Annotated in this window: 19 protein-coding genes and 1 pseudogene; 7 read left to right on the top strand and 13 right to left on the bottom strand. The window is 65.7% G+C overall.

The features are described from left to right. Positions 1-357: 357 nt before the first annotated feature. Positions 358-1,716: an MFS transporter gene (locus MRBLWS13_RS14260; RefSeq protein WP_349425996.1), complete on the bottom strand. Its 1,359-nt coding sequence runs from the start codon at positions 1,714-1,716 to the stop codon at positions 358-360. Between the two features lie 604 nt (positions 1,717-2,320). Between MRBLWS13_RS14260 and MRBLWS13_RS14255 the strand changes: the two genes are divergently transcribed. Further along, complete coding sequence (locus MRBLWS13_RS14255; RefSeq protein ID WP_349425995.1) at positions 2,321-3,055, top strand: RraA family protein; 735 nt, start codon at positions 2,321-2,323, stop codon at positions 3,053-3,055. A gap of 13 nt (positions 3,056-3,068) precedes the next feature. Beyond that, on the top strand, positions 3,069-3,992 hold the full coding sequence (locus MRBLWS13_RS14250) for a cyclase family protein (protein WP_349425994.1): 924 nt from the start codon (positions 3,069-3,071) through the stop codon (positions 3,990-3,992). Here the strand turns inward: MRBLWS13_RS14250 and MRBLWS13_RS14245 are convergent. From MRBLWS13_RS14245 to MRBLWS13_RS14210, 8 genes and pseudogenes are all read right to left on the bottom strand, one after another. Further along, positions 3,989-4,744, bottom strand: coding sequence for a GntR family transcriptional regulator (locus MRBLWS13_RS14245; RefSeq protein WP_349425993.1), 756 nt, complete (start codon positions 4,742-4,744; stop codon positions 3,989-3,991). The genes MRBLWS13_RS14250 and MRBLWS13_RS14245 overlap by 4 nt on opposite strands. A gap of 435 nt (positions 4,745-5,179) precedes the next feature. Further along, positions 5,180-5,752, bottom strand: a complete 573-nt coding sequence (locus MRBLWS13_RS14240) for a hypothetical protein (RefSeq protein ID WP_349425992.1) — start codon at positions 5,750-5,752, stop codon at positions 5,180-5,182. Between the two features lie 149 nt (positions 5,753-5,901). Beyond that, positions 5,902-6,426 (bottom strand): annotated as a pseudogene (locus tag MRBLWS13_RS14235) (integrase core domain-containing protein); the annotation flags it as partial. A gap of 625 nt (positions 6,427-7,051) precedes the next feature. Beyond that, a complete protein-coding gene (locus MRBLWS13_RS14230) occupies positions 7,052-8,815 on the bottom strand; it encodes a thiamine pyrophosphate-binding protein (RefSeq protein ID WP_349425991.1) in 1,764 nt (587 codons plus the stop codon). Between the two features lie 33 nt (positions 8,816-8,848). Then, positions 8,849-9,598: an SDR family oxidoreductase gene (locus MRBLWS13_RS14225; protein ID WP_349425990.1), complete on the bottom strand. Its 750-nt coding sequence runs from the start codon at positions 9,596-9,598 to the stop codon at positions 8,849-8,851. Continuing rightward, positions 9,595-10,563, bottom strand: coding sequence for a transketolase C-terminal domain-containing protein (locus MRBLWS13_RS14220; protein WP_349425989.1), 969 nt, complete (start codon positions 10,561-10,563; stop codon positions 9,595-9,597). The genes MRBLWS13_RS14225 and MRBLWS13_RS14220 overlap by 4 nt, the downstream gene beginning before the upstream one ends. Then, positions 10,560-11,558 (bottom strand): thiamine pyrophosphate-dependent dehydrogenase E1 component subunit alpha, encoded by a 999-nt coding sequence (locus MRBLWS13_RS14215; RefSeq protein ID WP_349425988.1) that lies wholly within the window; start codon positions 11,556-11,558, stop codon positions 10,560-10,562. The genes MRBLWS13_RS14220 and MRBLWS13_RS14215 overlap by 4 nt, the downstream gene beginning before the upstream one ends. A gap of 20 nt (positions 11,559-11,578) precedes the next feature. Further along, positions 11,579-12,319 (bottom strand): hypothetical protein, encoded by a 741-nt coding sequence (locus tag MRBLWS13_RS14210; protein ID WP_349425987.1) that lies wholly within the window; start codon positions 12,317-12,319, stop codon positions 11,579-11,581. Between the two features lie 308 nt (positions 12,320-12,627). Here MRBLWS13_RS14210 and MRBLWS13_RS14205 point away from each other — a divergent pair, with 308 nt between their 5' ends. Next, complete coding sequence (locus MRBLWS13_RS14205; RefSeq protein WP_349425986.1) at positions 12,628-13,530, top strand: LysR family transcriptional regulator; 903 nt, start codon at positions 12,628-12,630, stop codon at positions 13,528-13,530. A gap of 111 nt (positions 13,531-13,641) precedes the next feature. Here MRBLWS13_RS14205 and MRBLWS13_RS14200 read toward each other — a convergent pair whose 3' ends face one another. From MRBLWS13_RS14200 to MRBLWS13_RS14185, 4 genes are all read right to left on the bottom strand, one after another. Continuing rightward, on the bottom strand, positions 13,642-14,772 hold the full coding sequence (locus MRBLWS13_RS14200) for a Gfo/Idh/MocA family oxidoreductase (protein ID WP_349425985.1): 1,131 nt from the start codon (positions 14,770-14,772) through the stop codon (positions 13,642-13,644). 165 nt (positions 14,773-14,937) lie between these two features. Further along, positions 14,938-15,660, bottom strand: a complete 723-nt coding sequence (locus MRBLWS13_RS14195) for an alpha/beta hydrolase (protein WP_349425984.1) — start codon at positions 15,658-15,660, stop codon at positions 14,938-14,940. A gap of 51 nt (positions 15,661-15,711) precedes the next feature. Continuing rightward, positions 15,712-16,617: an NADP-dependent oxidoreductase gene (locus MRBLWS13_RS14190; RefSeq protein ID WP_349425983.1), complete on the bottom strand. Its 906-nt coding sequence runs from the start codon at positions 16,615-16,617 to the stop codon at positions 15,712-15,714. Positions 16,618-16,895: 278 nt separating this feature from the next. Beyond that, positions 16,896-18,455, bottom strand: coding sequence for an alpha/beta hydrolase (locus MRBLWS13_RS14185; RefSeq protein WP_349425982.1), 1,560 nt, complete (start codon positions 18,453-18,455; stop codon positions 16,896-16,898). Positions 18,456-18,719: 264 nt separating this feature from the next. On the opposite strand from MRBLWS13_RS14185, the gene MRBLWS13_RS14180 reads away from it, so the two are divergent. From MRBLWS13_RS14180 to MRBLWS13_RS14165, 4 genes are all read left to right on the top strand, one after another. Then, positions 18,720-18,965, top strand: coding sequence for a hypothetical protein (locus MRBLWS13_RS14180; RefSeq protein ID WP_349425981.1), 246 nt, complete (start codon positions 18,720-18,722; stop codon positions 18,963-18,965). Beyond that, on the top strand, positions 18,962-20,119 hold the full coding sequence (locus MRBLWS13_RS14175) for a histidine kinase (RefSeq protein ID WP_349425980.1): 1,158 nt from the start codon (positions 18,962-18,964) through the stop codon (positions 20,117-20,119). Before MRBLWS13_RS14180 ends, MRBLWS13_RS14175 begins: the two co-directional genes overlap by 4 nt. After that, positions 20,116-20,733: a response regulator transcription factor gene (locus MRBLWS13_RS14170; RefSeq protein WP_349425979.1), complete on the top strand. Its 618-nt coding sequence runs from the start codon at positions 20,116-20,118 to the stop codon at positions 20,731-20,733. Before MRBLWS13_RS14175 ends, MRBLWS13_RS14170 begins: the two co-directional genes overlap by 4 nt. 81 nt (positions 20,734-20,814) lie before the next feature. Further along, complete coding sequence (locus tag MRBLWS13_RS14165; protein WP_349425978.1) at positions 20,815-21,462, top strand: hypothetical protein; 648 nt, start codon at positions 20,815-20,817, stop codon at positions 21,460-21,462. Positions 21,463-21,599: the final 137 nt, after the last annotated feature.

Below are 21,599 nucleotides of genomic sequence, written 5' to 3'. Positions count from 1 at the left end.
ACCTGGGTCGAGGCAGACCAGCAAGACGGACGACGCCACACCGAGGCCGCCACCAGCGCGCGCACCATGAACGTGGGCGGTCGGTGAAGCTACGGCCTGCAGACCGGGCGGATCACCGCGTCGCTCGCTGAGCACCGACTGCATTCCCAACGAGGCTTCTGGGAGAGGCTCGCCTCACGGCGGGCTTTGGGCGCGAGGGAGGCGCAACTCGGTGCGCGCCTACAGTCCGCCACACCTGGTGCGTTCGTCGGTCGAGGCGTCGGGGGAACGAAAAGACGCCTCGCGTGACAGGTCCCGTTGCGCTTCAGCGAAATGCCCACCTACTCAACGGCAGGTGGGCATTTCGCTAGGCCGCCCTCAATCGTTCGCGTCCAGAGGTCGGCCGGCAAGGAATCGTCCGTGCGTGGCCGCGGGAATTGCGATGGCTGCAAGCAAGGAAATCGCCGCAGCAAGGATCACCAGCCAGGCTCCCGCCTGCTGGTTTCCCGTTGCTTGCACGAGCCAGGCGGACGCGTAGGGCACCCCGCCGCCGAAGATTGCGGCGCCTACGTTGAACGGCAGCGCCACTCCGGCGGTGCGATAGCGGGTGGGGAAGAGCTCCGCGGCCGCTGCCGTGAACCCGCCGTCGAACAGCCCAAGGAGTGCCCCAAAGAGAATCAGTCCCGCGATGGCGCTGGGCAGGTTCCCTGTCGTCGCCAACAGGAAACAGGGGTACACGAAGACGACGAGCAACGAAGTCGTGATGATCAGCATCCGCCTGCGCCCGAACCGGTCAGACAGGACGCCACCGAGCAGGGTGAAGAGCAAGGCGGCTGCGACGCCGAGCACGGTCGTCAAGATGGACTGCGTGCCCGTGAGCCCTACCGTGTTTGACAGAAACGACGTCATATAGGTGACGAGCATCCAGAGACCGACTGCGGTGGTCGCGGTGATGCCTCCCATGACCAGCATGGCTCCCGGTGACTTGCGGAACACTTCACGGACGGGTGCAGGAGACACGCGGTTTTCATCGACGAGCTGTTTGAACGGGACGGTCTCTTCAAGCCGCCAGCGCAGCAACAGCCCGACGAAGCCGAGAGGCAGCGACAACAGGAACGGGATGCGCCATCCCCAGGCTTCGAGTTGATCGGGGGTGAGCGAGACATTGAGCAGCAGAACGAGCGTGGATGCGGTCAGGAACGCCATGAACGAAGAAACGGGGGACATGCTCCCGGCGAATCCGCGACGGCGGGGCGGTGCAGCTTCGGAGAGGACGACAGTGACGCTCCCGACTTCGCCACCCGCCCCAATCCCCTGCAGGAGGCGGATCACGATGAGCAACGCTGGGGCCCAGAGCCCGATCGCCTGATACGTCGGCAGCACGCCGATGAGGAACGTTGCTCCCGACATCAGCACAACCGTGAACAGCATCACCGGCTTGCGGCCGTGTTTGTCCGCGTGTGATCCGAAGATGATGGCGCCGATCGGGCGAATGAGAAAACCTACGCCGAACACGCCGATCGCGGCGATGATCTGTGTCGTCGGGTCTGTGCCCGGGAAGAAGACTTTGGCGATCGTCGCCGCGAGGAATCCGTAGACGCCGTAGTCGAACCACTCGACGAAGTTTCCGAGCGCAGCCGCGACGATCACCCTCCGCGCTGTTCGGATGTCGGTGTGATGCGGTGGGTTCACAGCCCCCACGCGCGGTTCGGGCGTAGCGGTAAGGTTCTGCTCCATTGCCTCTTCCTGTCTATGTCGCTAACGATCGACGTCGACCGCGCCGCCAAAGTAGCATTCTCCGACAGACTGGTCAACAGACTGTCTGACAATCACCCGCCCGAGCGCTGATGTCCGCCATCCACTGCATTCATGGCGCGTCACCCCAGCGCGGAGACCTATAGAGAGTTGCGACCTTATTGCCAACAGGTTCGAAGCGACCATCGTCCGTGAGGCCCAGGAATTGAGACCAGGCACTCCGACTCGACGATGACGCCATGTGTTCCAGGTCGCTGGGTGCGGATGAATAAAGGAGGACACGATCGGCACCCCTGTTCGTTGCCACGAACCCGTACCACCGAGCATCGGCGACCGGCTCGAGTCCAGAGCAGCGTTGCCGACCGAGGCGACCAACTCCGGGGCAGTTGTCCCCTTCGGAGTGGCTCGATGCGCGCCGGGCCCTCGGCCACTCGGAGCGGGGAATGGCTCAGTATAAGTACCGAATCATGAAGTTCGTACCCGTCATCTCCGTCAGGTTGTCAGACAGTCTGCGAAAAGGGTAGACTCCCATCGCCGGGGCTCGCGCCGGCGAACAATGATTCCTACGAACTGAGGCAAAGACGCTATGAGTGCAACTCTCGGGCTCGTCCCCACTGAGAACATCCACCCCTCCCCCGCGCCGATTGCGCCGGACGTTCTCGCCCGCTACATGGAGCTCGAGGATGTGACAGGGACCGTCTCTGATGCCCTCGATCAGCTTGGAATTGCGGGGACCGTAGGCTCCTCGATTCTCAAGCCCACGATGCCGGGGCGACAGATCGTTGGCCCTGCTCTCACGCTCCGGCACGATCCGGTCTCGACGCAACCGGCTCTGAATGCCGCGCAGGGTGTCGACGCCATGGCCGAGGTGGAGGCACACCATGTCGCGCAGCCAGGAGATGTGCTGGTGATCCAGGGCATGCCCGATGTCTCGGCGATCGGCGGTCTCTCGGCGGCGATGGGGAAGCGGCAGGGGGAACTGGGTGCGGTGGTCGATGGAGGCATCCGTGACGTCTCTGCCCAGCGTGCGATCGACTTCCCGATCTGGTCGACGTCGATCTCTCCCATCACGGGAAAGTGGCGCGTCGCGACGACGGAAGTGAACGGCCCGGTACGCATCCATGACGTCCTCGTTCAGGCAGGCGATGTTGTCGTCGCCGACGACACCGGAGTTTGCTTCGTGCCGAGAGACCACGTGCTACGTGTGCTGGAGATCTGCGAGAGCATCGTCGCAAAAGAGAATGCGGTGCGCGAAAGCATCGACGCAAACGTGACGATCGCCGACATCACCGCCGGCCTGAGCAAGATGCATGCCGTGTGAAATGCCGGACCGCATGAGCCCACGCTCGTCTCGAGCAGACATCCTTCGCGAACTGCATGGTCGGCGCAATTGGGATCGTTGGGGACCCGACGACGAAAAGGGGGCGCTGAACCTCATCACCCCGCAGAAGAGAATCGCAGCGCTGTCCCTCGCGAAGACCGGAGACGTCTTCTCCCTGAGCCGACCCTTTCCGACCGAGCCCGGTCCAACCAACCCCTACCCTGCGCAACACTATCTTCGCACTGAACGTCGTGTCGGCGGCGGTGCCGCCCGCGACTTCTACGGCATCGACTATCACGGCATGGTGTCCACGCACATCGACGCACTGTGTCACACCTGGGACGACGAGGGCATGTGGGGTGGGAAGAATCCCGCAGAGGTCCTGGGCCATACAGGAAGCAGCTGGGGCGCGATCGACAAATGGCGTGACGGGATCATCACCCGCGGTGTGTTGCTCGATGTCACTCGCTTCCGAGGCGAGCCTTACGTGACGCATCAACGACCGGTGACCGGAGAAGAACTTGACGCGGTTGCCGCCCACCAACGCGTCGACGTGCAGCCTGGTGACGCTGCACTCGTGTACTCGGGCAGAGACCGCTGGGATCGCGAGCACCCGCCGTGGGGTTCCGAGTTAACGGCCGATGGGCAGCCCCGCCGTCCCGGGCTGCACGGATCATGCCTGAAGTTCGTTCGCGACCGTGACATCGCGGTGCTGGGATGGGACATGCAGGACCAGATGCCCAACGAGTGGGGAATCCCGTGGACGGTTCACGGGGCAACGTTTGCTTTCGGTGTCGCACTCGTGGACCACTGTGAGCTCTCAGCGTTGGCTGACGAGTGCGCACGCCGAGGCGTTTACGAGTTCGCCTTCATCGCGGCCCCGCTGGTCGTGGAAGGAGGCACGGGCTCACCCGTGAACCCGTTGGCGATTCTCTAGCGCACACCGACCATGTGAGCGGCTTTCGCGGCCTCGAGCTCATCGCTGACTGTCTGCATCTCGATCTGCGGGATGGCCACCTCGAACGACCTGCGGACGCGGTCAGCGGAGAGCCGCGCTGCTTGCTCGCCGTCTCGCCCTTCCAGCGCACGATAAAGCTGTTGGAATTCGGCAATCAGTTCGCGGCGCCGCGCGATACTGGATGCTGACGCGCAGCGTAGGCGACGCAATCTGGTGTAGATCTGATCGATCATCGCCTCGAGAACACGGTTACGGGTGCCTGCCAGCAGCACCTCCATGAACTGATCTCGCGCCCGGATGAAGGGATCGGCATCGGCTTCGTCGTACAAGGCGGTGAGGTCTGTGACGACGGCGCTCAGGCGTCTCACATCCTCGTCGCTTGCCCTCTCAGCGAACTGACGGGCGGCAAGGCTTTCGAGCTCTGCACGAACTTCGTAGAGGCTCTGCGCCTCGGGCAGGCTGAGTACGGCCACGACGAAGCCGCGGTTCGGTACGCTGACGACAAGTTCCTCGCTCAGCAGTTGGGTAAGCGCCTCACGAATCGACGAGCGCGACGCGCCCGTCATCTCGCACAGCTCTCGCTCCACCAGTCGCTGACCCGGCAGCAGATTGCCTTCGGTAATCGCCTCGCGAATGCTGTCGGCAATCTTCTCGCGCAGCGTCGGCGCCGGCACCACCTTCAGCAAGGCCATTTCCACCGACACCACCCACCCATCCTGATTGTCAGACACTCCGACCAGCCTACCGCGTTTTGCCGGAACGATGTGGTCGGCGAGTTGGTCTGGTTTGCGGAGTTACGGCACGATGTATCGAGTCATGACGGGAACGTCCAAGCCCCGGTAGCATCACCCTCTACACGGTCGGTCGAACTGGTCGCCGCGTCACTACATACACGCGCACGCAAGCCCAGACATCGTCGGCGTGGGAACCACCCCTGCAACCGCTACCGAGCGTTCCAGCCAGGTCTGACCCGCGCGCCGCGATGTCCGAGTCGACCCGCCGGGCCATCGCTCTCGCTGAGTTGCGCTCCGCAACTGCGCGCGGCCGCGTCGATCCCGGAAGGGTCCAGAGCGCGGGTGATGGCGGCCAATTTCGGGCGGGATGCGATGGCGCGCACGGCGTGCAGACCGTCGCGCAGCGTCACGTCTTGTAGGTAGAGCATGGGCTCACGTCGCGCCCTCCCGGCGGACGGTGACGAGATGCTCGGCCGTACGTACTGCCGCCGACGTCATGATGTCGAGATTGCCGGCGTACGCGGGCAGGTACATCGCGACACCAGTCACCTCGAGGATGACGGTGATGCTCGTATATCTGCCGCTTCTTCGAGTGGAGGGCACGGGCGGGTCGAGTTCGTCGCCCTCGTCGGTGAATCGCACAGCCTGCTTCAGACGGTATCCCGGGACGCACTCCGCCACAGCGGCTATCTGCCGCAGGACCGCGGACTCCACATCCGCGCGAGCTCCGTCATCGAAGCGGTCGGTCACGGCGAGCACGGTGTCGCGCATGATCGTGGGCGGCTCGGCCGGGTTCAGGATGATGATGGCCGTGCCACGAGCGGCCCCGCCCACCTTCGTGACGGCGGCGGACGTGCTCTCGGTGAATTCATCGATACTCGCGCGGGTGCCGGGGCCAGCCGACTTCGAAGTGATGGATGCGACGACCTCGGCGTGGAGGACGGGGACGACCGAGCCGACTGCCGCCACGACCGGGATGGTCGCCTGACCTCCGCACCTGACCATGTTGACGTTCTCGGCGCTTTTCTGCTCGGCAAGGTTCACTGCCGGCATGAGGTGGGGCCGATGGCCGCGAGGGTGAGGTCGACCAGCAGCTTGCCGTGCGGCCGCAACGCCGTCGGCTGTCGTCTCGATTCCGAGGCGGCGCGAGGGCTCTAGATGTACTGACCTCGACCGTTGTTGATTCGGTCGATGGGGGTCTTGCCTCCGATGCCGAGGTGGCGCCTGTCTAGGTTGTAGTAGTCCAACCAGGCGGGCAAGGCCGCCGCGCGAGCGGTGTTCGAGGTCCAGGCTCGGGCGTATGCCCATTCGCTCGCGAGGGTGCGGTTCAGCCGCTCCACCTTCCCGTTGGTCCAGGGGCAATGGGGACGGATGAACTTCTGGGTGATGCCGTGCGCGTCGATGACAGCATGGAACGCGGCCGACTTTCTGTAGGCGAACGCGTTGTCGCTGATGACGCGTTCGACGGTGACGCCGAGGTCGGCGTAGAACGCGATCGCGCGTTCCAGGAACCCGGCTGCGGTGGTGCCTTTCTCGTCGTCGTGGGTCTCCGCGTAGGCGACGCGGGAGTGGTCGTCGATCGCGGTGTGGACGTAGTCGTAGCCGATTCCGCGGCCGCGGACCTTCTCGCTGCGGCCGTGCATCCGCCAGCCACCGCCGTCGGGGATGCGGCCGAGCTTTCAACTCGACCCCGGAGGCCTCTCCTACGTCAACAACGATCCGGGTCAGTACATCTAGACCGTCGGAGGCCGGATCGTTACCGACCATCACACCCATCTCGAGGATGTCGCTGAGCAGCAACACGTTGAACATCAGATCCGTGCCGATGCTCCCGGATCCGATGATCGCGACCTTGACCTTTGGCATGACTCCTCCCTCGCCTATGTCTACGGCGCCGGGTAACCGACGCGAGTCGACACTCATCGGCCACCTGCGCTGGGAACGTGTCGAGAGCAAGCGCGCGTAAGGAGGACCCCCTCATACCCATCGGGATCGAGGTTCCGTGCTCGCTGCTCAAGGTCGTCGAACTCGGCGCGCACGGCATCCGCGTCACGATCTCAACGAGCTCCTTGAGGTCGGCACCGGCGCAGAACGCCCCGCTGCCAGTCACGCTCACTACGCAGAAGCCACGTGTCTCGTAGCTCCGCGTTGCCTGTGCCTCGACGCGGGAGCCGGTCCGACCCGGATGCCAGGATCGTAGGCGCCGTGCGACTACAAGGTGTCCTCCGTGAAGTTCCAACAGCGCCGCGTCGATGTTGCCGGCGCGGAGGTTGCGGAGGTAGGAACCCAGAACCTCCTGCGCGTTCATGCAATCCGGTCCCCCTTCTTGATCGTGACTGCACGACTGTCGACACCGGGCAGCATCTTCGCGGGATCACGCGTGACCACGACGTCCAAAACGCTCGGCCCTGGAGTGGCGATTGCGGTGGCGAGAGCTTCCGCCAGATCGGCCGGGTCGTCGACTCGGATACCGTGAGCGCCCATCGAGGTGGCGATGGCGGCATAGTCCATCTCGACCAGGTCAGAAGCGTGATACGAGCCTTCACCATAGACAAGATGTTGCAGCGCCTTGATGTAGCCGGAAGCGGCGTTATTGACGATGATGACCGTGAAGTTCGCATTTACGCGCAGCGCCGTCTCGAGGTCACCGAGTGCCATATTGAACCCGCCGTCGCCGGTGATGCTGACCACAGCCTGGCCGGGTGCGGCGAGCGACACCCCGATCGCGCCAGGCAGACCATATCCGATGGAAGCAAAGCCGCGATCGGCGATAAACGATCGGCCGGGGCGCTTGGTGTCGAACAACAGTCCGCCCCAGTGGGCGGCGAAACCGCCGTCAGCGATGAGATAGCCGTCCTCAGGGAGGATCGCGTTAATCTCCGTGAGCAGGCGACCCATTGCGACGGGTGTCTCATTGGTGTCCAGGCGGCCAGATACGTCCACGCGCCACTGCGCCATTCGCTTGGCGACTTCCGCCGCGTACGCGGCATTCGCGTCCGATATCCCTTTCGCCCGTGAGCCGATGGCCGCGAGGATGTCGAGAACCCCGGCGCGCGCATCGCCCCACAGCACGACTTCAGTCTCGGTCGTGCGTCGGAACTCCTCCGGAGTGGAGTCCAGGTGGATCAATCTCTTGCCGTCGAGGATCGAATAGCGCTTCGTCGCGATCTCGCCGAGCTTGCAACCGACGACGATCACGAGGTCGGATTCCGCGATGAGGGTGTTCGCAATTCGGTCGTAACGCCCGAACAGGCCCGCGCTGAGCGGATCGATGCACGCGAGTGCACCCTTGCCCGTGAGGGTGTGGGCGATGGGGATGTTGAGCGCGTGCGCGAACTGTGTCACCGCCGCGGTCGCGTCGGAGAGGTGCACTCCCCCGCCGGCCAATACGATCGGGGTGCGCGCGGTCGCAATCAGCTCCGCGGCGATGGTTACCTGAGCGGCGTCGGGGTGCGAGCGGAATGCCGGGATCCGCTGGTTCTCGACGGGCGCGGAGAACTCCTGCAGCTCGTATTCGAACATGTCGTGCGAGATGTCTTCGGGAAGATCGAGCACAACGGGTCCGGGCCGCCCAGATGTCGCGACGGCGAAGGCGCGGCGCACCAACTCCGGAATGCGCGAGCCCATCTCGATGCGGATGATGTCTTTCACTGCCGGCCGCAGGATGTCGAGCTGGCGCGTTTCCTGCGTCATGTTCTTCCACGAGTGCTGACGATGCGAGTCGCCGACGAGAGCCACGATTGGCGTTCCCGCGTTGAAAGCTTCGACCAGTCCCGTCACGAGATTGGTGGCGCCGGGACCGAGCGTCGCGTCGACAAGTCCGACGCGACCCGACGCTTTGGCGTACGCATCGGCGGCGAAAATTCCGGTGCGCTCGTCGTTGATCAAGTGGTGCGCGAGGCCGAGCCGACGGGCCGCATCGTAGAACGGCAGTAGTTGGAAACCTCCCATGCCGAAGATGGGGCCGGCATCGAAGGCCGCGAACATTCGAGCGACGGCTTCACCCCCCGAGATCGTGACGGAGGTCGAGGTGTCGGCGTCGTTGGGCAGGTGCTGCGTGATGGTCAAGAAAGTCTCCCTTATGCGTGTCAAATGGCCAGGTCAGTCGACGATGAAGCCGCCGTTGACGTCGAGGATTTCCCCGGTGATGAAGGCGCCCGCGGATGAGGAGAGAAAGGCGGTCGCTGCCGCCACTTCATCCGGGTCCCCTAGCCGGCCGATGGGAAGCGAGTCTCCGCCATCAAACCCGGACAGGTTGCGGATCATCTCGGTCGCGATGGCGGCCGGGGCTATTGCGTTGACGGTGATGCCCTCGCGCGAGTAGTCCTTGGCGAGCGATTTCGCCAGCGACAGCACCCCGGCCTTGGACGCCGCGTACGCCGCCAGGCCCGGACCACCCCCCTGCTTGCCGGCGCTGGAACCGATGAAGACGATGCGGCCGTAGCGATCACGACGCATGCCGGGAAGTACCCGCTGGGTGCACAGGACGCCCGCCGTGAGGTTCACGCGCAGCGTACGCTCCCAGTCGGCGAGCGACGTGCGCTCGAACTCCACCTGGCGGAGGATGCCGGCGTTGTTGATGAGGATCTCCGCACTTCCCGCCACGCCCTCGATCTCGGTGAACGCGGCGTCCACGGAGTTGGCGTCGCCGACATCGCACATGTGATAGGTCAGCGAGGGGTGTCGTTCCCCTTTGAGGGGAAGCGTGAGATCGAGCACGTGCACATCCGCACCCTGGTCTGACAATAGGAGGGCGATCGCCTCGCCGATACCACGAGCACCGCCCGTAACGACCGCCACGCGGTCGTTGATCCCGGGCAGAAGGAAACCCTGCTCTCTCGAGAACTTCATCGGACGTCTGATCCGACGACCCGGCGGACGCCGTCGATGATGTGAGCAGCTCCCGGAAGGACGTAGTCCTCGAGGGGCGGGCTATAGGGAACCGGGGTCGGTGTGGTGGTGATACGCAGCGGTGGCGCGCTCAAGCGCGCGAAGACATCGGGCGACTCGACGACCGCGGTGATCACTTCCGACGCGATGGAGCACATCGGCATGGATTCGTCGACGACCACCAGCCGTCCCGTGCGACTCGTCGACTCAGCGATCGTCGGCAAATCCAGTGGCGCGACCGTGCGGAGGTCGATCACCTCCGCCGAAATGCCCTCCTCTGCGAGCGCGTCGGCGGCCCGCAAGGCCTCTTTCACCATGTATCCGATCGCGGCGACGGTGACATCGGCGCCAGGGCGCGAGATGAGCGCCCGGCCGAGCTCCGCGGGACCGGCCGGCGGCACCGATTCATCATCGACAAGCGGATGCAGACGGTCGGGCTCGAAGATCATGACGGGGTTGGGGTCACGGATCGCGGCGCCGAAGAGCACTGCGGCATCGGCAGCGCCTGAGGGAACCACGAGCTTGATGCCGCCGGCGTGGGCGTAGTATGCATAGCCGGTCTGCGAGTGTTGAGCAGCTGAGCGCGTCCCGTTGAGGTAGCGGGCGCGGAAGACGATCGGGAACTCCCGCTGCCCTCCGAACATGTAGCGGATGCGGGCAGCCTGGTTGACCATCTGGTCGAAAGCAACGAAGCTGAAATTCACTGCGGAGAAGTGCAGGATTGGGCGAAGGCCCGACGCGGCGGCGCCGATCGCCATCCCGGTCATCGCGGACTCGGCGATGGGCATCTCACGGACGCGGTCGGCGCCAAACTCCGACCGGAGCCGCGCGGCCGGGTTCGTCGCCATCAGGAATACGCGGTCGTCCGCGCGCATCGCGTCGGCCATCGCCTCGTCGAGCGCTGCGGCATACGTAAGAGCGGTCATGCCCACACATCCTCAAAGGCTTCGGACAACTCGGGGAATGGGCTGTTGCGGGCGAACTCGACAGCGGCGGCCATCTGCGCCTCCACGGAATCTGCCAGCGCAATCGCCTCGGCATTCGTCATCACGCCTGCTTCCACGAGCACGTCGTGGAACCGGTCGAGCGGGTCGCGCCGGATCCAGCGTTCCAGCAGTTCGGGATCGCGGGAGTCGGCCGGGGCGGGGCCGCGGGTCGCGTGCACCGTCCGCCGGAAGGTGGTCGCTTCGATCATGGTGGGGCCGAGGCCCTTTCGCGCACGATCGACCGCGAACAGGGCTGCGGCTCGCACCGCGAGCACATCGTTGCCGTCGACGGTGATGCCTTCGACGCCGTATCCGGCGGCGAGCTCCACCACCGACGAGACAAGCGATCGCTCCGGCGGGGTGTTCACGCTCCATCCGTTGTTCTCACACACGAAAACGATGGGAAGTCGCGACATCGCGGCGATGTTCAGCGACTCGTGAAGCGGCCCCGCGGCGGCGGCGCCGTCGCCGAACATGCATGCGACGACGTTCCCGCTCCCCTGCAGCAGTTCCGCGAGCGCAGCGCCGGTGGCGATGGGTATGCCGGCGGCGACGATGCCGTTGGCGCCGAGCATGCCGATGTCGAAGTCGGCGATGTGCATCGAGCCGCCTTTGCCTTTGCAGTAGCCGTCGACGCGGCCGAAGAGCTCTGCCATCATGCGGTCAGGGTCGCCGCCCTTACCGATGCAGTGGCCGTGGCCGCGGTGTGTGCTCATGATCTTGTCGGACAGGGTCAGGGCGGCGCACACCCCGGCAGCGATCGCTTCTTCACCGATGTAGGGGTGAACAGGCCCTTCGATCTCGAGGGGCGTGCGCACCATCAGCTCCAACACGGTCTCCTCAAAGCGCCGCATCAGCAGCATTTGGCGGTACAGGCGAAGTGACTCCTCGCGGTCCGCGGCAAGTGGCTGCACGCCTGGTGTGTACTCATTCATCGATACCCCGTTCTTCTCGATCAGTCACCGGTGGCCCGCTCGATAATTAGCTTCACGACATCTCGCGCCCGCATTCCGCTTCTCGCGCCTAGCGCCAGGGCAGGTTCGTTCACGCGCGAGATGACGCCGTCGAAATAGGTAGATCGTCCGTCCCCGATGCGAGCAGTCATGGCGTCGACGGTCGCGGCCGGAATGCCTCGGAGCCCGAGCACGCCGATCCTGCCGGCGGGTCCGTCTGCTGGGACGCCTGCGTCGTTGAAGAGCGCGCCCACCGGGTTCACTTTGAGAGCGGTGCCTGGATCGCCTCCGAGAAGTTGGGCGTGGGATCCTGTCACGACGACCGACACCGAGTCGGTCGGACGGACGAGGGATGCCGAATCCAGCGCCCACACCGGAACAGACCCGCTCTCGATGATTGCGGTGCGCGTCTCTCCGACCGGGCTTGGGACGGGCTCGACCAAATCTGCGTAGGAGAGCACATCTACTGCTTCTCTCACGGTCATTCCCGCCACGCAGCCGAGCGTGAGCGCACTGTCGTTCACCTCCCCGATGCGACCGCGCCGTCTCATGTCGTCCACATCGCCGATGAGAGCCGACCGGGAATCCACAGCGGCCGCCGGCACTCGATGCGCTTGAAGGACGTCGAGTCCGGCAATGCCAGCTCCGTCGACTCCGATTCCGGCGTCGTGAAGAATGACCGCGCGGACGCCCGCCGCTAACGCGACGTGTGCCGAGTACCGCCCGCCGTGAGAGGCGGCCACTACTACCGCGCCTCGCGCTCCGTCACTGGGAAGTTGAGTGATGCTATCGACGGCGATGGCACGACCCGCCGTCGAGGCTCTACTCGGAACTTCGTTGCTCACAAGCCCCAAGTTACGGTGCTCACGAAGGGAGGCTCAATGGCGTATTTGTTTCACCATGTATAAGCTGTTCTTATACGGCGGCAGGTCCCCAGGGGAGTCGCTCGGCCGGGAAGTACCGCGGAACACGTCAATGGCCGTCAGCGCGTGGACGAAGTAGGTTCGGCCCACCTGAACGACAAATGCGGCCCAGATGCGAAGAGGGAACCGTGGACATTCGGCAACTGACGTGGTTCCTGGCGATTGCCGACGCCCGTAGCTTCAGCAAGGCGGCGGCGTCAGCCTTTGTCGCGCAGCCGGCGATGTCGCAGCAGATGCAGAAGCTTGAGCGCGAGCTCGGAGTAGAGCTGTTCGACCGAACGAGCCGGCCCATACGCCTGACTCCTGCTGGCGAGCACCTTTACGCCCGTGCGGTTCCGATCCTCGGCGAGGTGCAGAAGACGCAGATGGAGGTGCAGGAGTTCTCAGGCGAGTTCCGCGGGCGCATCGTCACGGGATCGATGCAGTACCTGGCGAGCGTTGAGATGGCGGACATCCTTGCGGCCTACCGGAACGCGCATCCCGCTGTGGAGCTGCAGATGCGAATCGGCAACTCCGGTCAACTGCTCGACTTGTTGAGGGCGCGCCAGCTCGACATCGCGTACTGTCACGCCGACGGTGTGGTCGACGAGGATGAGTTCGATGTGCGCGTCCTGCGCGAGGAGGAACTGGTCGTTATTGTCGGCCCCCGTCATCCCGCTGCCGACGGCACGACGATGAGAGTCGACGATCTGCTCGACCAGCCTCTCATCACCTTCCCTCCCGGTGCCGCATCGCATGAGGCACTGGAGCGCATATTTGCCACCGCCGGGGCAGCGCCGAAGGCATGGTTCGAGAGTGCAGACATGGCCACCGCCATCGCTTTGGTTACCCGCGGGCTGGGAGTCGCGCTTGTGCCGCGCTCGGTCGCTTCACGCGACGCGTCCATTGCGCCACTGTCCATCTCTCCCGTACCGGTCACGCTGCACGTCGCTCAGGTCTCCCGACTCGATCGACCACGGTCGCTGGCGATCGACGCGTTTGCCAGCCGGGCTGCCGCAGCGCTGTCGTCGACGAGATACAGTCCGGGCTAGATGTGCCGCCCAGGGACGTTGGTTGAGCTGTGACGCGATAGACGGTTAGCTCGCGGATCGCCATCTCCTCGGGTCCGGCGGCAGTGCCTCTCCCGGATTTCAGAGACTCGGCTACGTTCGGTCGAGGCGGGACAGCTCCTGCCGATGACCTGTTTCCGCGGCCCGAGTGATCACTTCGAGCACCCGGTGGCGATCGAGTGCGACCGCGAAGTCCGGCGCATTGGCGGTTCCGTCGCGAAGGTCGGCAGCGAACTGAGCATAGAGGCGGGCGACCCCCGCCGCGGGTGCGTCGAGCTGCAGGTCGGGAGCCGCGTAGCCAGGCGGCAGCTGAAGCACTCGGGCGGGCTCGCTGCCGCGGCGCAACGTGATGGTGAAATCGGTGAAATGGATGTACCCGGACGGCGACTCCACGCGCAGGCTGCCCTCGGTGCCCTGAATCTCCCACACCATCGCGGAGCCGGCGGAGTGCCCGGCACTGTAATGCAGCGACGTGACGACCCCGCCTTCGAGAACGCCGGCGACGATGATCTCGTCCGGCGCGTCCTTCGGCACCGGCGCACCATCGGAGAGGCGGACGCCGTCACCGCGCTGATTGGCGACGACGGCCGACACACTCTCGAACGTGCCGAGCACGCGCGCGAGCGGTTCGAGTCCGTGGCCGAGCATGATGCTCAGGAGCGTGGCGCCGTGCTCCGCCTGAGCCATGTACTCGAGCGACGGGTCGTATCGGCCGAACCACATGTCGTCGGTCAGGTGCGCTCGGATGCTCGTGCTGATCGGCGTGCCGATCACGCCCTGCGCGATCAGGTCGCGAAGGAGGCGGACCGGCGGGTGCAGGCCGCCCTGCAGCCCGGCGACCGTCCGTAGCCCCTTCTCTCGGGCGAGCCGCTCGAGCTCTTCGGCTTCCGCCAGGTTGCGCGCGAGCGGCCATTCGGCGTAGACCATCTTGCCCGCGGCCAGTGCGTCGGTGATGATCCGCCTGTGGTCGGGCACCTTGACCGCGACCACCACCAGGTCGACCTCCGGCCGCACGACGAGAGCCTCGTGCGTGTCGAAGGCGAGCTCGACGCCGAGCCGACGAGCGGTCGCATTCGCGCTTTCCATACGCGTCGTGCTGACGGCGCGGATTTGGAACGCCTCGAGCGCTCGCAGCGCCGGCACGTGAGCGATTCCACCCCAGCCACGGTCGGCACTGGCCCCGACGAGGCCGACGCCGATCCGGGTCCCTGCTGAATTCGTCATATCGATGCTCCTGACTTGCGCTCCGGGAATCGTCCCGGGCGGCGTCACAACGGTTCGTCTACGGATGGATGAAGGGGCACTCGGGCTCACGGTCGGGAACGCGCAACTGCTGCAGATCGCACGGAGGCCGGTGGGGTGTGAGCCCGAGTGTCCGAGGTGGAGGTGTTACGCCTGAGCCCAGTGCGCCTCGAGTTCGCGCGCGACATCGGCGGGACGCTCGATCATCGGCCAGTGCGAGGTGCGCAGCTTGAAGACGGCGCGCGCGCGTGTGGCATTTCCGAGCTCATCGGCGAAGCGGTGAGGAAGGAAGGGATCGTCGAGACCCCAGATCACCAGCGCCGGCGCGGTCACATCGCTCAAACCGGGCTTCCACTCCGCCCCGACCTCGATCGCGGAACGGTAAAGGGCGAGGATGCTCGCCCTCATCGTGGCATCGAGATGCCGGACCGATTCTTCTGCAGCGTCGCGCGGCATCTGCGCTTCGTGGAGGCTGGCGGCGAACTCGGCGAGGTCGAGGTCCGCCATCCACTGCTCGCCTTCGCCCGGCGTCTGCCAGATCTTCGCGAGATAGTGCCACGGGTACTCGGGATCGATGGGCCCGCTGATGCCTGTCCAGGTCCGCACCAGATCCGGTCGGACGGATGCGAGACGGCCGGTAAGCAGAGACCCCCAGTCATGACCGACGAGGTCGACGGGTTCGCCGATCTCCTCGATCTTCTTGATGAGCCAATCGAGGTACTCCTCTTTCGTCGATGTGAAGCCCGCGGGGAGGGGCACGCCGAACCCGGGGAGATCGATGGTCACGATATCTTCGCGTCGAAGGTGGGAACGAACGGTGTCCCAGAGCCGGTGGGTGTCGGGTACACCGTGGACGAGAACTGCAGGCATTTCGTATTCTCCAATTTATTGTTGTCGTGGTCGGATGGCCGGTCGGCCGGGTCAGGGAAGGATGATGACTTTGCCGTGGGTGTGGCCCGTGGCGACGAGACGGTGGGCGTCCGCGGCCTCGGCGAGCGGGAAGCTCCGGCCGATGCGTACGGTCCATGCGCCGGCGGCGATCAGGTCCAGGGCCTCCCGGACAGGCTGGCTGTCGCGGTTGCCGCTATGTCCGGCGCTGAACGCGACGCCGTATCGTGCGGCGTCGCGGTCGGCCAGAGTCACGATCCGTTCGGGGCCGCCGAGGACTTCGACGAGGGCGGGAAGGGGTCCCTTGCCGGCGGTGTCGAGCGCGGCGTCGACCCCACCCGGAGCGGCGGCACGGATGCGATCGACCAGGCCCGGGCCGTGGGCCACAGGGATCGCACCGAGACTCTGGACGAAGTCGGCGTTGGAGGTGCCGGCCACGCCGATCACGGTGACGCCGCGTCGTCGCGCGAACTGCACCGCGGCGCTACCCAATGCCCCGCTCGCTCCGGTGACCACGAGCGTGTCACCCGGACGGATGTTCAGAAGGCCGAGCGCCCGCGCCGCGTTGTCGGCGCCGATGACAGTGGCCGCGGCCTCCTCGAAGGAAACGCCGTCGGGGATCGTCGTGAAGTTGCTGCTCACCGTGTACTCGGCGTAGGAGCCCTGGCTTGCGGAGTCGGGCCACCCGGCGATGCGCTCGCCGACCAGGCTCTCGTCGACGCCCGGGCCGACCTGCTCGACGACACCCGCGAACTCGAACCCGATGATGGCGGGCGCGTGCAGGCGGAATGCTCCGGCACGCGCCTGTATCTCGGCGGGGTTCACCCCGGCGGCGCGCACCCGCGCGAGTGCCTGACCCGGACCCGGCACCGGTCGCGGAGCCTCCGCGACCTGCAGCACGGAGGGTTCACCGAACGAGGTGATGACGGCGGCTTTCATGATGGTCCTTCTCCTTCTTGTCGAGCCGGCGGCGTTTCCGCTCCGGCGTGCTTCGGCGCGCTCGCTCGCGGAGGCCGGTGGCGAGGTCGTGTTCCGAGGTCCCGTACTGGACTTCAGGACCGATCAGTACATAAGCAACGTAGGTGGGCAGAGATTTATTCGCAAGCCATGCGTCACCTCGTAGCTCTTGCAAACGGTTGGAGCGACGCTCGGGTTGGTCAAGCGACCGTTCGCGGCGAACGTGGGGGTGGTGCCCCGCCCGCGGGGCGCGCTCTCGCTCATCCGCCGACAGGCGCCAACGCGCACTCAGCATCGCGATCCGGCACCTCGAGGTTGATCAGATAGGCCTCAACCGCCGCTTCAACACATTCGTTTGCAGCCAGCAGCGTCCCGTGCTGATCGCCAACGACCGTCAGAAGCGATCCACCGAGAGTCTCCGCGAGTCGGATGCCACCGGCATGTGGTGTCACCGGGTCACCGGTCACCGACACCGTGAGCGTCGGGGGGAGGTTGCGGATCCCGTCGGCGTACGGGAAGCCCAGCGTCGGCTCGACGGGCCATCCTTCGCAGAGGTCCGACGTCTCGCGGACGGGGGTCCCCGGGTCGAGGAAAGGAGCAGCGTCGAGGGCGGCCCGTTCCAGCCCTGCGAGTTCCGCCGCGGTGAAGCGGTCCTCGTCCAGGCAGTTGATCGCCAGGGTCGCCTCGGTGCCGTTATCGTAGGCGCCTTCCGGGCTGCGACCGAGGTAGAAGTCCCGCAGAGCGAGCATGATGGCGCCGTCTCCTTGGGCGAGTTCGGAGAGTCCCTGGCTCATCACCGGCCAGGTCGCGGAGCTGTACAGCCCAGTCACCATCGCGTCGCTCACGTCGGCGAAGGTGAGTTCGCGGCCGGATGCTGTCATGAGCGGGGAGTCGACGAGTGGGCGTGTCAGCCGTTGGTACTCCTCGGTCGCCGCTGCGGGGTCACCGCCGATTACACAGGCGCCTTGCTGGGCGCAGAAGGCTGCGAACTGTTCAAACGACTTTTGGAAGCCCGCCCACTGCTGCTCGCGGCGCTCCAGAGTGGTCGCATGGGGGTCGAGCGCACCATCCAGTACAAGGGCGCGCACATTCTCGGGGAACATCTCGGCGTACACTGCGCCCAGCCTCGTGCCGTAGCTCGAACCCGCGAAGGAGAGCGCCGAGTCACCGAGCACAGCCCGCATGATGTCCATGTCACGTGCCACGTCGCGGGTACCGAGATGCGCCAGTGCCTCCTGGCCGCCCACGCTCTCGGCGCACGCCTCCACGAGCGGGCGCACACCCGAGTACGACAGCTGGCTCGCGCTGCCCGCCCCCGCGTCGCGTTCCGCGTCGCTGTAGCAATCGAGCGCGGGCACGGTCGCTCCGGTGCCGCGCGGATCGAAGCCGACGATGTCGAATCGCTCGGTCAGCGCGTTGTCGATCCAGACATCAGCGAGCTGAGCCGCGTAGCCCACCCCCGGAAACCCCGGTCCGCCCGGGTTGACGACGAGCGAGCCGATCGGGTCGTCGCCGCGCGCAGGCACGCGAAAGACTGCGATCTGCGCCAATGCCGCATCAGGGTTTTCGTAGTCCAGCGGCACCTCGACATGTCCGCACTCCCCCTCAATGACGTTCTCGGGGATGTATCCGCGCAACTCGCAGGGTTCGAGATCGAGCTGCTGTCCGTAGAACCGCTCGAGCTCTGCACCTTCCGAACCTTCCGACGGCGACGAAGCCGCGGGGGTGCACGCGGTGGCGACGAAGACGACCGACACCACGGCGGCGAGTATCGCGTGCAGGCGGCGCCGAGGCGCCCGGCGGGGGGATTGTTCGCTCATGGCGTCCAGGCCACACCCTGTCCTCGCCACAGGGTCAAGCGGTTCTCAACCTGCGTCATCTGCCTGCTGCGACGGGGCACCATTCCCGTGTAGAGGAGGATGCCTGCCACCCCGACGACCGAGGCGCGATGCCGCGGGCTGAGCTGTCGTCGGGCGCCGGTCAGGCCGTGCACCGCCGGGAATGCCGCCCCGCCCGCCTCCGTTCGGACGAGTGGTGACACGGTGTCACTACCGGGAGGACCGCCCGACCCGCAGGCTCAATAGATGAAAGCTCTGGATCTGGTGCTCAACGCAGTCATCATCCTTTCCGCGACCGTGTTCCTCGCGTATGTCGGTCTGCTCTACGACTTCGGCCTCTTCACCACGCTTCCGGAATGGATCACACGCCCATTCCTGGATCTTCCGGTGTTCCAGTACGTCGCCCTGGCCGTGTTCATCGGCGCGATGGTCGCGAAGGTCCCCGTCAGGAAGGCGATCCGGCGGCATCATCCTCGGAAGGAGCCCTGGTGATCGAGAGCGAGAGATCGACCGATTTGCACGCGATCCCTCGCATGCGGCGGATGGTGGTCGGTTCCGCCATCCTGGCGATCGCCCCGCTGTCGGTGATCGGCGTCGTCCTCACCAGCACATCCTGGTGGGAGGCGCTGTTAGTCGGACTCACCCTGGCGTTCACCACGACGCTGCTGAAGGAGTGGCGCCTCGACGGGTACGCTCCGCGCGCCGTCTTCCTGTTCGTCTTCGCTGGAGCGGCGTATCTATACGGGGCGTTCATGGCAAACAGTCCCATCAGCTTCATGCCATTCGCCGTCGTGGGCGCCCTGCTCGTCATGAAGGTTAAAGGGCACCGCCTCATCGCCTCTCTCCTCCTGGCGCTGGTCGTGGCGGGGTTCGGCGCGGTGTCCCTTCTGACGCATCTGCCGACACTCACCCTCGTCATCCAGTTCGTCGTCGTGCCGGCGGCCGGGACGCTTTACATCCTCGCGGTCGTCTTCGTCGGCGAACTGGCCTGGGAGCTCGTGCGGGAGGCCGAGCGCGCCAAACTGATCGAATCGGAGCTTGCTGTGGCGGAGGAGCGGGTGCGCTTCGCGGGCGACCTGCACGATATCCAAGGGCAGTCGCTGCACGTCATCAAACTCAAGGCGACGCTCGCCCGTCGATTGCTGGAAGACGACCCGCACCGCGCGGCGGGAGAGCTCGCCGATATCCGCTGGTTGGTCGACGACACCGTCGCGAAGACGCGCGAGCTTGCCTATGCTCGCTACGAGATTGACCTCCTCGCCGAGCTCGAGAACACGCGGGCCCTCGCCGAAGCATCGGGTATGAGCGTATCGATCCGCACCGAGCTGGACCGCTCCACCCGCGCCCACCCGCTCCTGGCCCACACGCTCCGCGAGGCCACGACCAACCTCTTGCGTCACGCGGAGCCGTCGTGGGCGACCATCACCGCCAGCGCCGTCGACGTCGAGATCTCGAACGACGGCGCTCTTGCCTCGGGTGAGATCCGTCCACGAGGACTCGCGCGACTCGAACGGCGGATCCAAGCCGTCGGCGGCGCGCTCGACTTCTCGCGGCAGGACGACGTCTTCACCGTCCGGGCGCGAATCCCTGCGCACCGCAGGGCCGCATCGACGGCACACCAGAGCAAGGTTGGGGAACGACGATGAGCAGCGGCAACGGTATCCGTGTGGTCCTCGCCGACGACGAGCAGCTGCTGCGATACACGCTGGGCGCGCTTCTGGCCCTCGACGGCTCGATCGCCATCGTCGGTCAGGCGTCGGACGGTGCCGAGGCGGTGACGGTCGCCATCCGCGAGCGGCCGGACGTGCTTGTGATCGATCTCGAGATGCCCGGTACTGACGGTCTGCACGCGGTCGAGTCGATTCGGCGCCAGATCCCCGACCAGAAGATCCTGATGCTTACACGACACGCGCGACCGGGCGTTCTTCGGCGAGCGCTGAAAGCGGGGGTTCGGGGATTTATGAGCAAGTCCGCCGATCCTGAGCTCATCGGCGACGTCATCCGCCGGTTGCACGAGGGCGGGCGATGGGTCGACCACGACGTCCTTGAGGCGTCCATGATCGATGACTCACCACTCTCGGATCGGGAGCTCGATGCGCTCCGGGAGACGCTGGAAGGGTACTCGGTGAAGGAGATCGCTGCGCGACTGCATCTCGCGCCCGGCACGGTGCGCAACTACCTTTCGAGCGCCATGCAGAAGACTCACAGGTCAACGCGACAGGAGGCCGCGCGTCATGCCCGGTCGCGCGGCTGGCTCTGAGAAGACATGTGACGCCGTGTCACTCATCTTGGTGACACCGGCGCACTACTGCGCACCGAGCATCCGGAGTGCACTGGATGCATGACCATTTCAGTGCCCAACGATCTGCCTGCTCGCGTGCGCCTCTGGCGTCGTCCTTTCCGGGTCGTGCGCGAGAATCTGCGCATCTACCTCATCCTCAACGCGTCCGCATACGGACTCACCCTCATCGGGTTCGTCCTCGGGTTGATCTTCCCCGATCTCGTCGCACAGGAGGCCGCTGGCCTGGAAGCAGACGGAACTGGCGAGCTCGTCCGCGGGCTCGTCACCACCCCCGCGCTGTTCGCGCTGGCAATCCTCGGCGTGAACCTGTTCAGCCTCAGCGCCCTCACCATCGTCTTGCCCTCTCTCATCGTGCCGTTCGCGGGACTCTCCTTCTTCGCCTACTGGGCCGTGACGACCGGGATCACCATCGCCCCCCAATCGGAGGGCGAATGGATCCTCTTCATCCCGCACTCCCTCACCCTCGTGATCGAGCTGCAGGCATACATCCTGTTCCTTCTCGGCGCCTTCCTGATCGGCAAGTACTGGCTCTTCCCGCGCACCGCGGGGGCCCGGACCCGGCGCCGAGGCTACCTGCGCGGCCTGCAGAAGCTTGGACTTCTCGCGCTCCCCGCGCTCGTCCTCCTCATCATCGGCGCCCTCTGGGAGGCGTACTCCCTTAGCTTCCTGCTGGGCGGGCTCGGGTAATTCGACTCCGGAGTCGCGTGCGCCTGCGTCGACGCCTGGGGTGCGTCGGCGCAGGCTGCTGCGGTACGGCGCCCGGTCGTGACATCGCTGGAGCCGGATCTCAACTCGCGGTGACGCTGAAGCTCCAGCCCGCCGAA

This window comes from Microbacterium sp. LWS13-1.2 (genome assembly GCF_040144835.1).
Classification (GTDB): Bacteria; Actinomycetota; Actinomycetes; order Actinomycetales; family Microbacteriaceae; genus Microbacterium.
This window is presented reverse-complemented; position numbering and strand designations above follow the sequence as displayed.

Coding starts and splice junctions, on each gene's coding strand:
- MRBLWS13_RS14240 (WP_349425992.1), bottom strand. CDS start 5,752: ATGGTCAGGTGCGGAGGTCAGGCGACCATCCCGGTCGTGGCGGCAGTC.
- MRBLWS13_RS14200 (WP_349425985.1), bottom strand. CDS start 14,772: ATGACGAATTCAGCAGGGACCCGGATCGGCGTCGGCCTCGTCGGGGCC.
- MRBLWS13_RS14195 (WP_349425984.1), bottom strand. CDS start 15,660: ATGCCTGCAGTTCTCGTCCACGGTGTACCCGACACCCACCGGCTCTGG.
- MRBLWS13_RS14225 (WP_349425990.1), bottom strand. CDS start 9,598: ATGAAGTTCTCGAGAGAGCAGGGTTTCCTTCTGCCCGGGATCAACGAC.
- MRBLWS13_RS14220 (WP_349425989.1), bottom strand. CDS start 10,563: ATGACCGCTCTTACGTATGCCGCAGCGCTCGACGAGGCGATGGCCGAC.
- MRBLWS13_RS14215 (WP_349425988.1), bottom strand. CDS start 11,558: ATGAATGAGTACACACCAGGCGTGCAGCCACTTGCCGCGGACCGCGAG.
- MRBLWS13_RS14190 (WP_349425983.1), bottom strand. CDS start 16,617: ATGAAAGCCGCCGTCATCACCTCGTTCGGTGAACCCTCCGTGCTGCAG.
- MRBLWS13_RS14250 (WP_349425994.1), top strand. CDS start 3,069: ATGAGCCCACGCTCGTCTCGAGCAGACATCCTTCGCGAACTGCATGGT.
- MRBLWS13_RS14165 (WP_349425978.1), top strand. CDS start 20,815: ATGACCATTTCAGTGCCCAACGATCTGCCTGCTCGCGTGCGCCTCTGG.
- MRBLWS13_RS14170 (WP_349425979.1), top strand. CDS start 20,116: ATGAGCAGCGGCAACGGTATCCGTGTGGTCCTCGCCGACGACGAGCAG.
- MRBLWS13_RS14180 (WP_349425981.1), top strand. CDS start 18,720: ATGAAAGCTCTGGATCTGGTGCTCAACGCAGTCATCATCCTTTCCGCG.
- MRBLWS13_RS14185 (WP_349425982.1), bottom strand. CDS start 18,455: ATGAGCGAACAATCCCCCCGCCGGGCGCCTCGGCGCCGCCTGCACGCG.
- MRBLWS13_RS14260 (WP_349425996.1), bottom strand. CDS start 1,716: ATGGAGCAGAACCTTACCGCTACGCCCGAACCGCGCGTGGGGGCTGTG.
- MRBLWS13_RS14255 (WP_349425995.1), top strand. CDS start 2,321: ATGAGTGCAACTCTCGGGCTCGTCCCCACTGAGAACATCCACCCCTCC.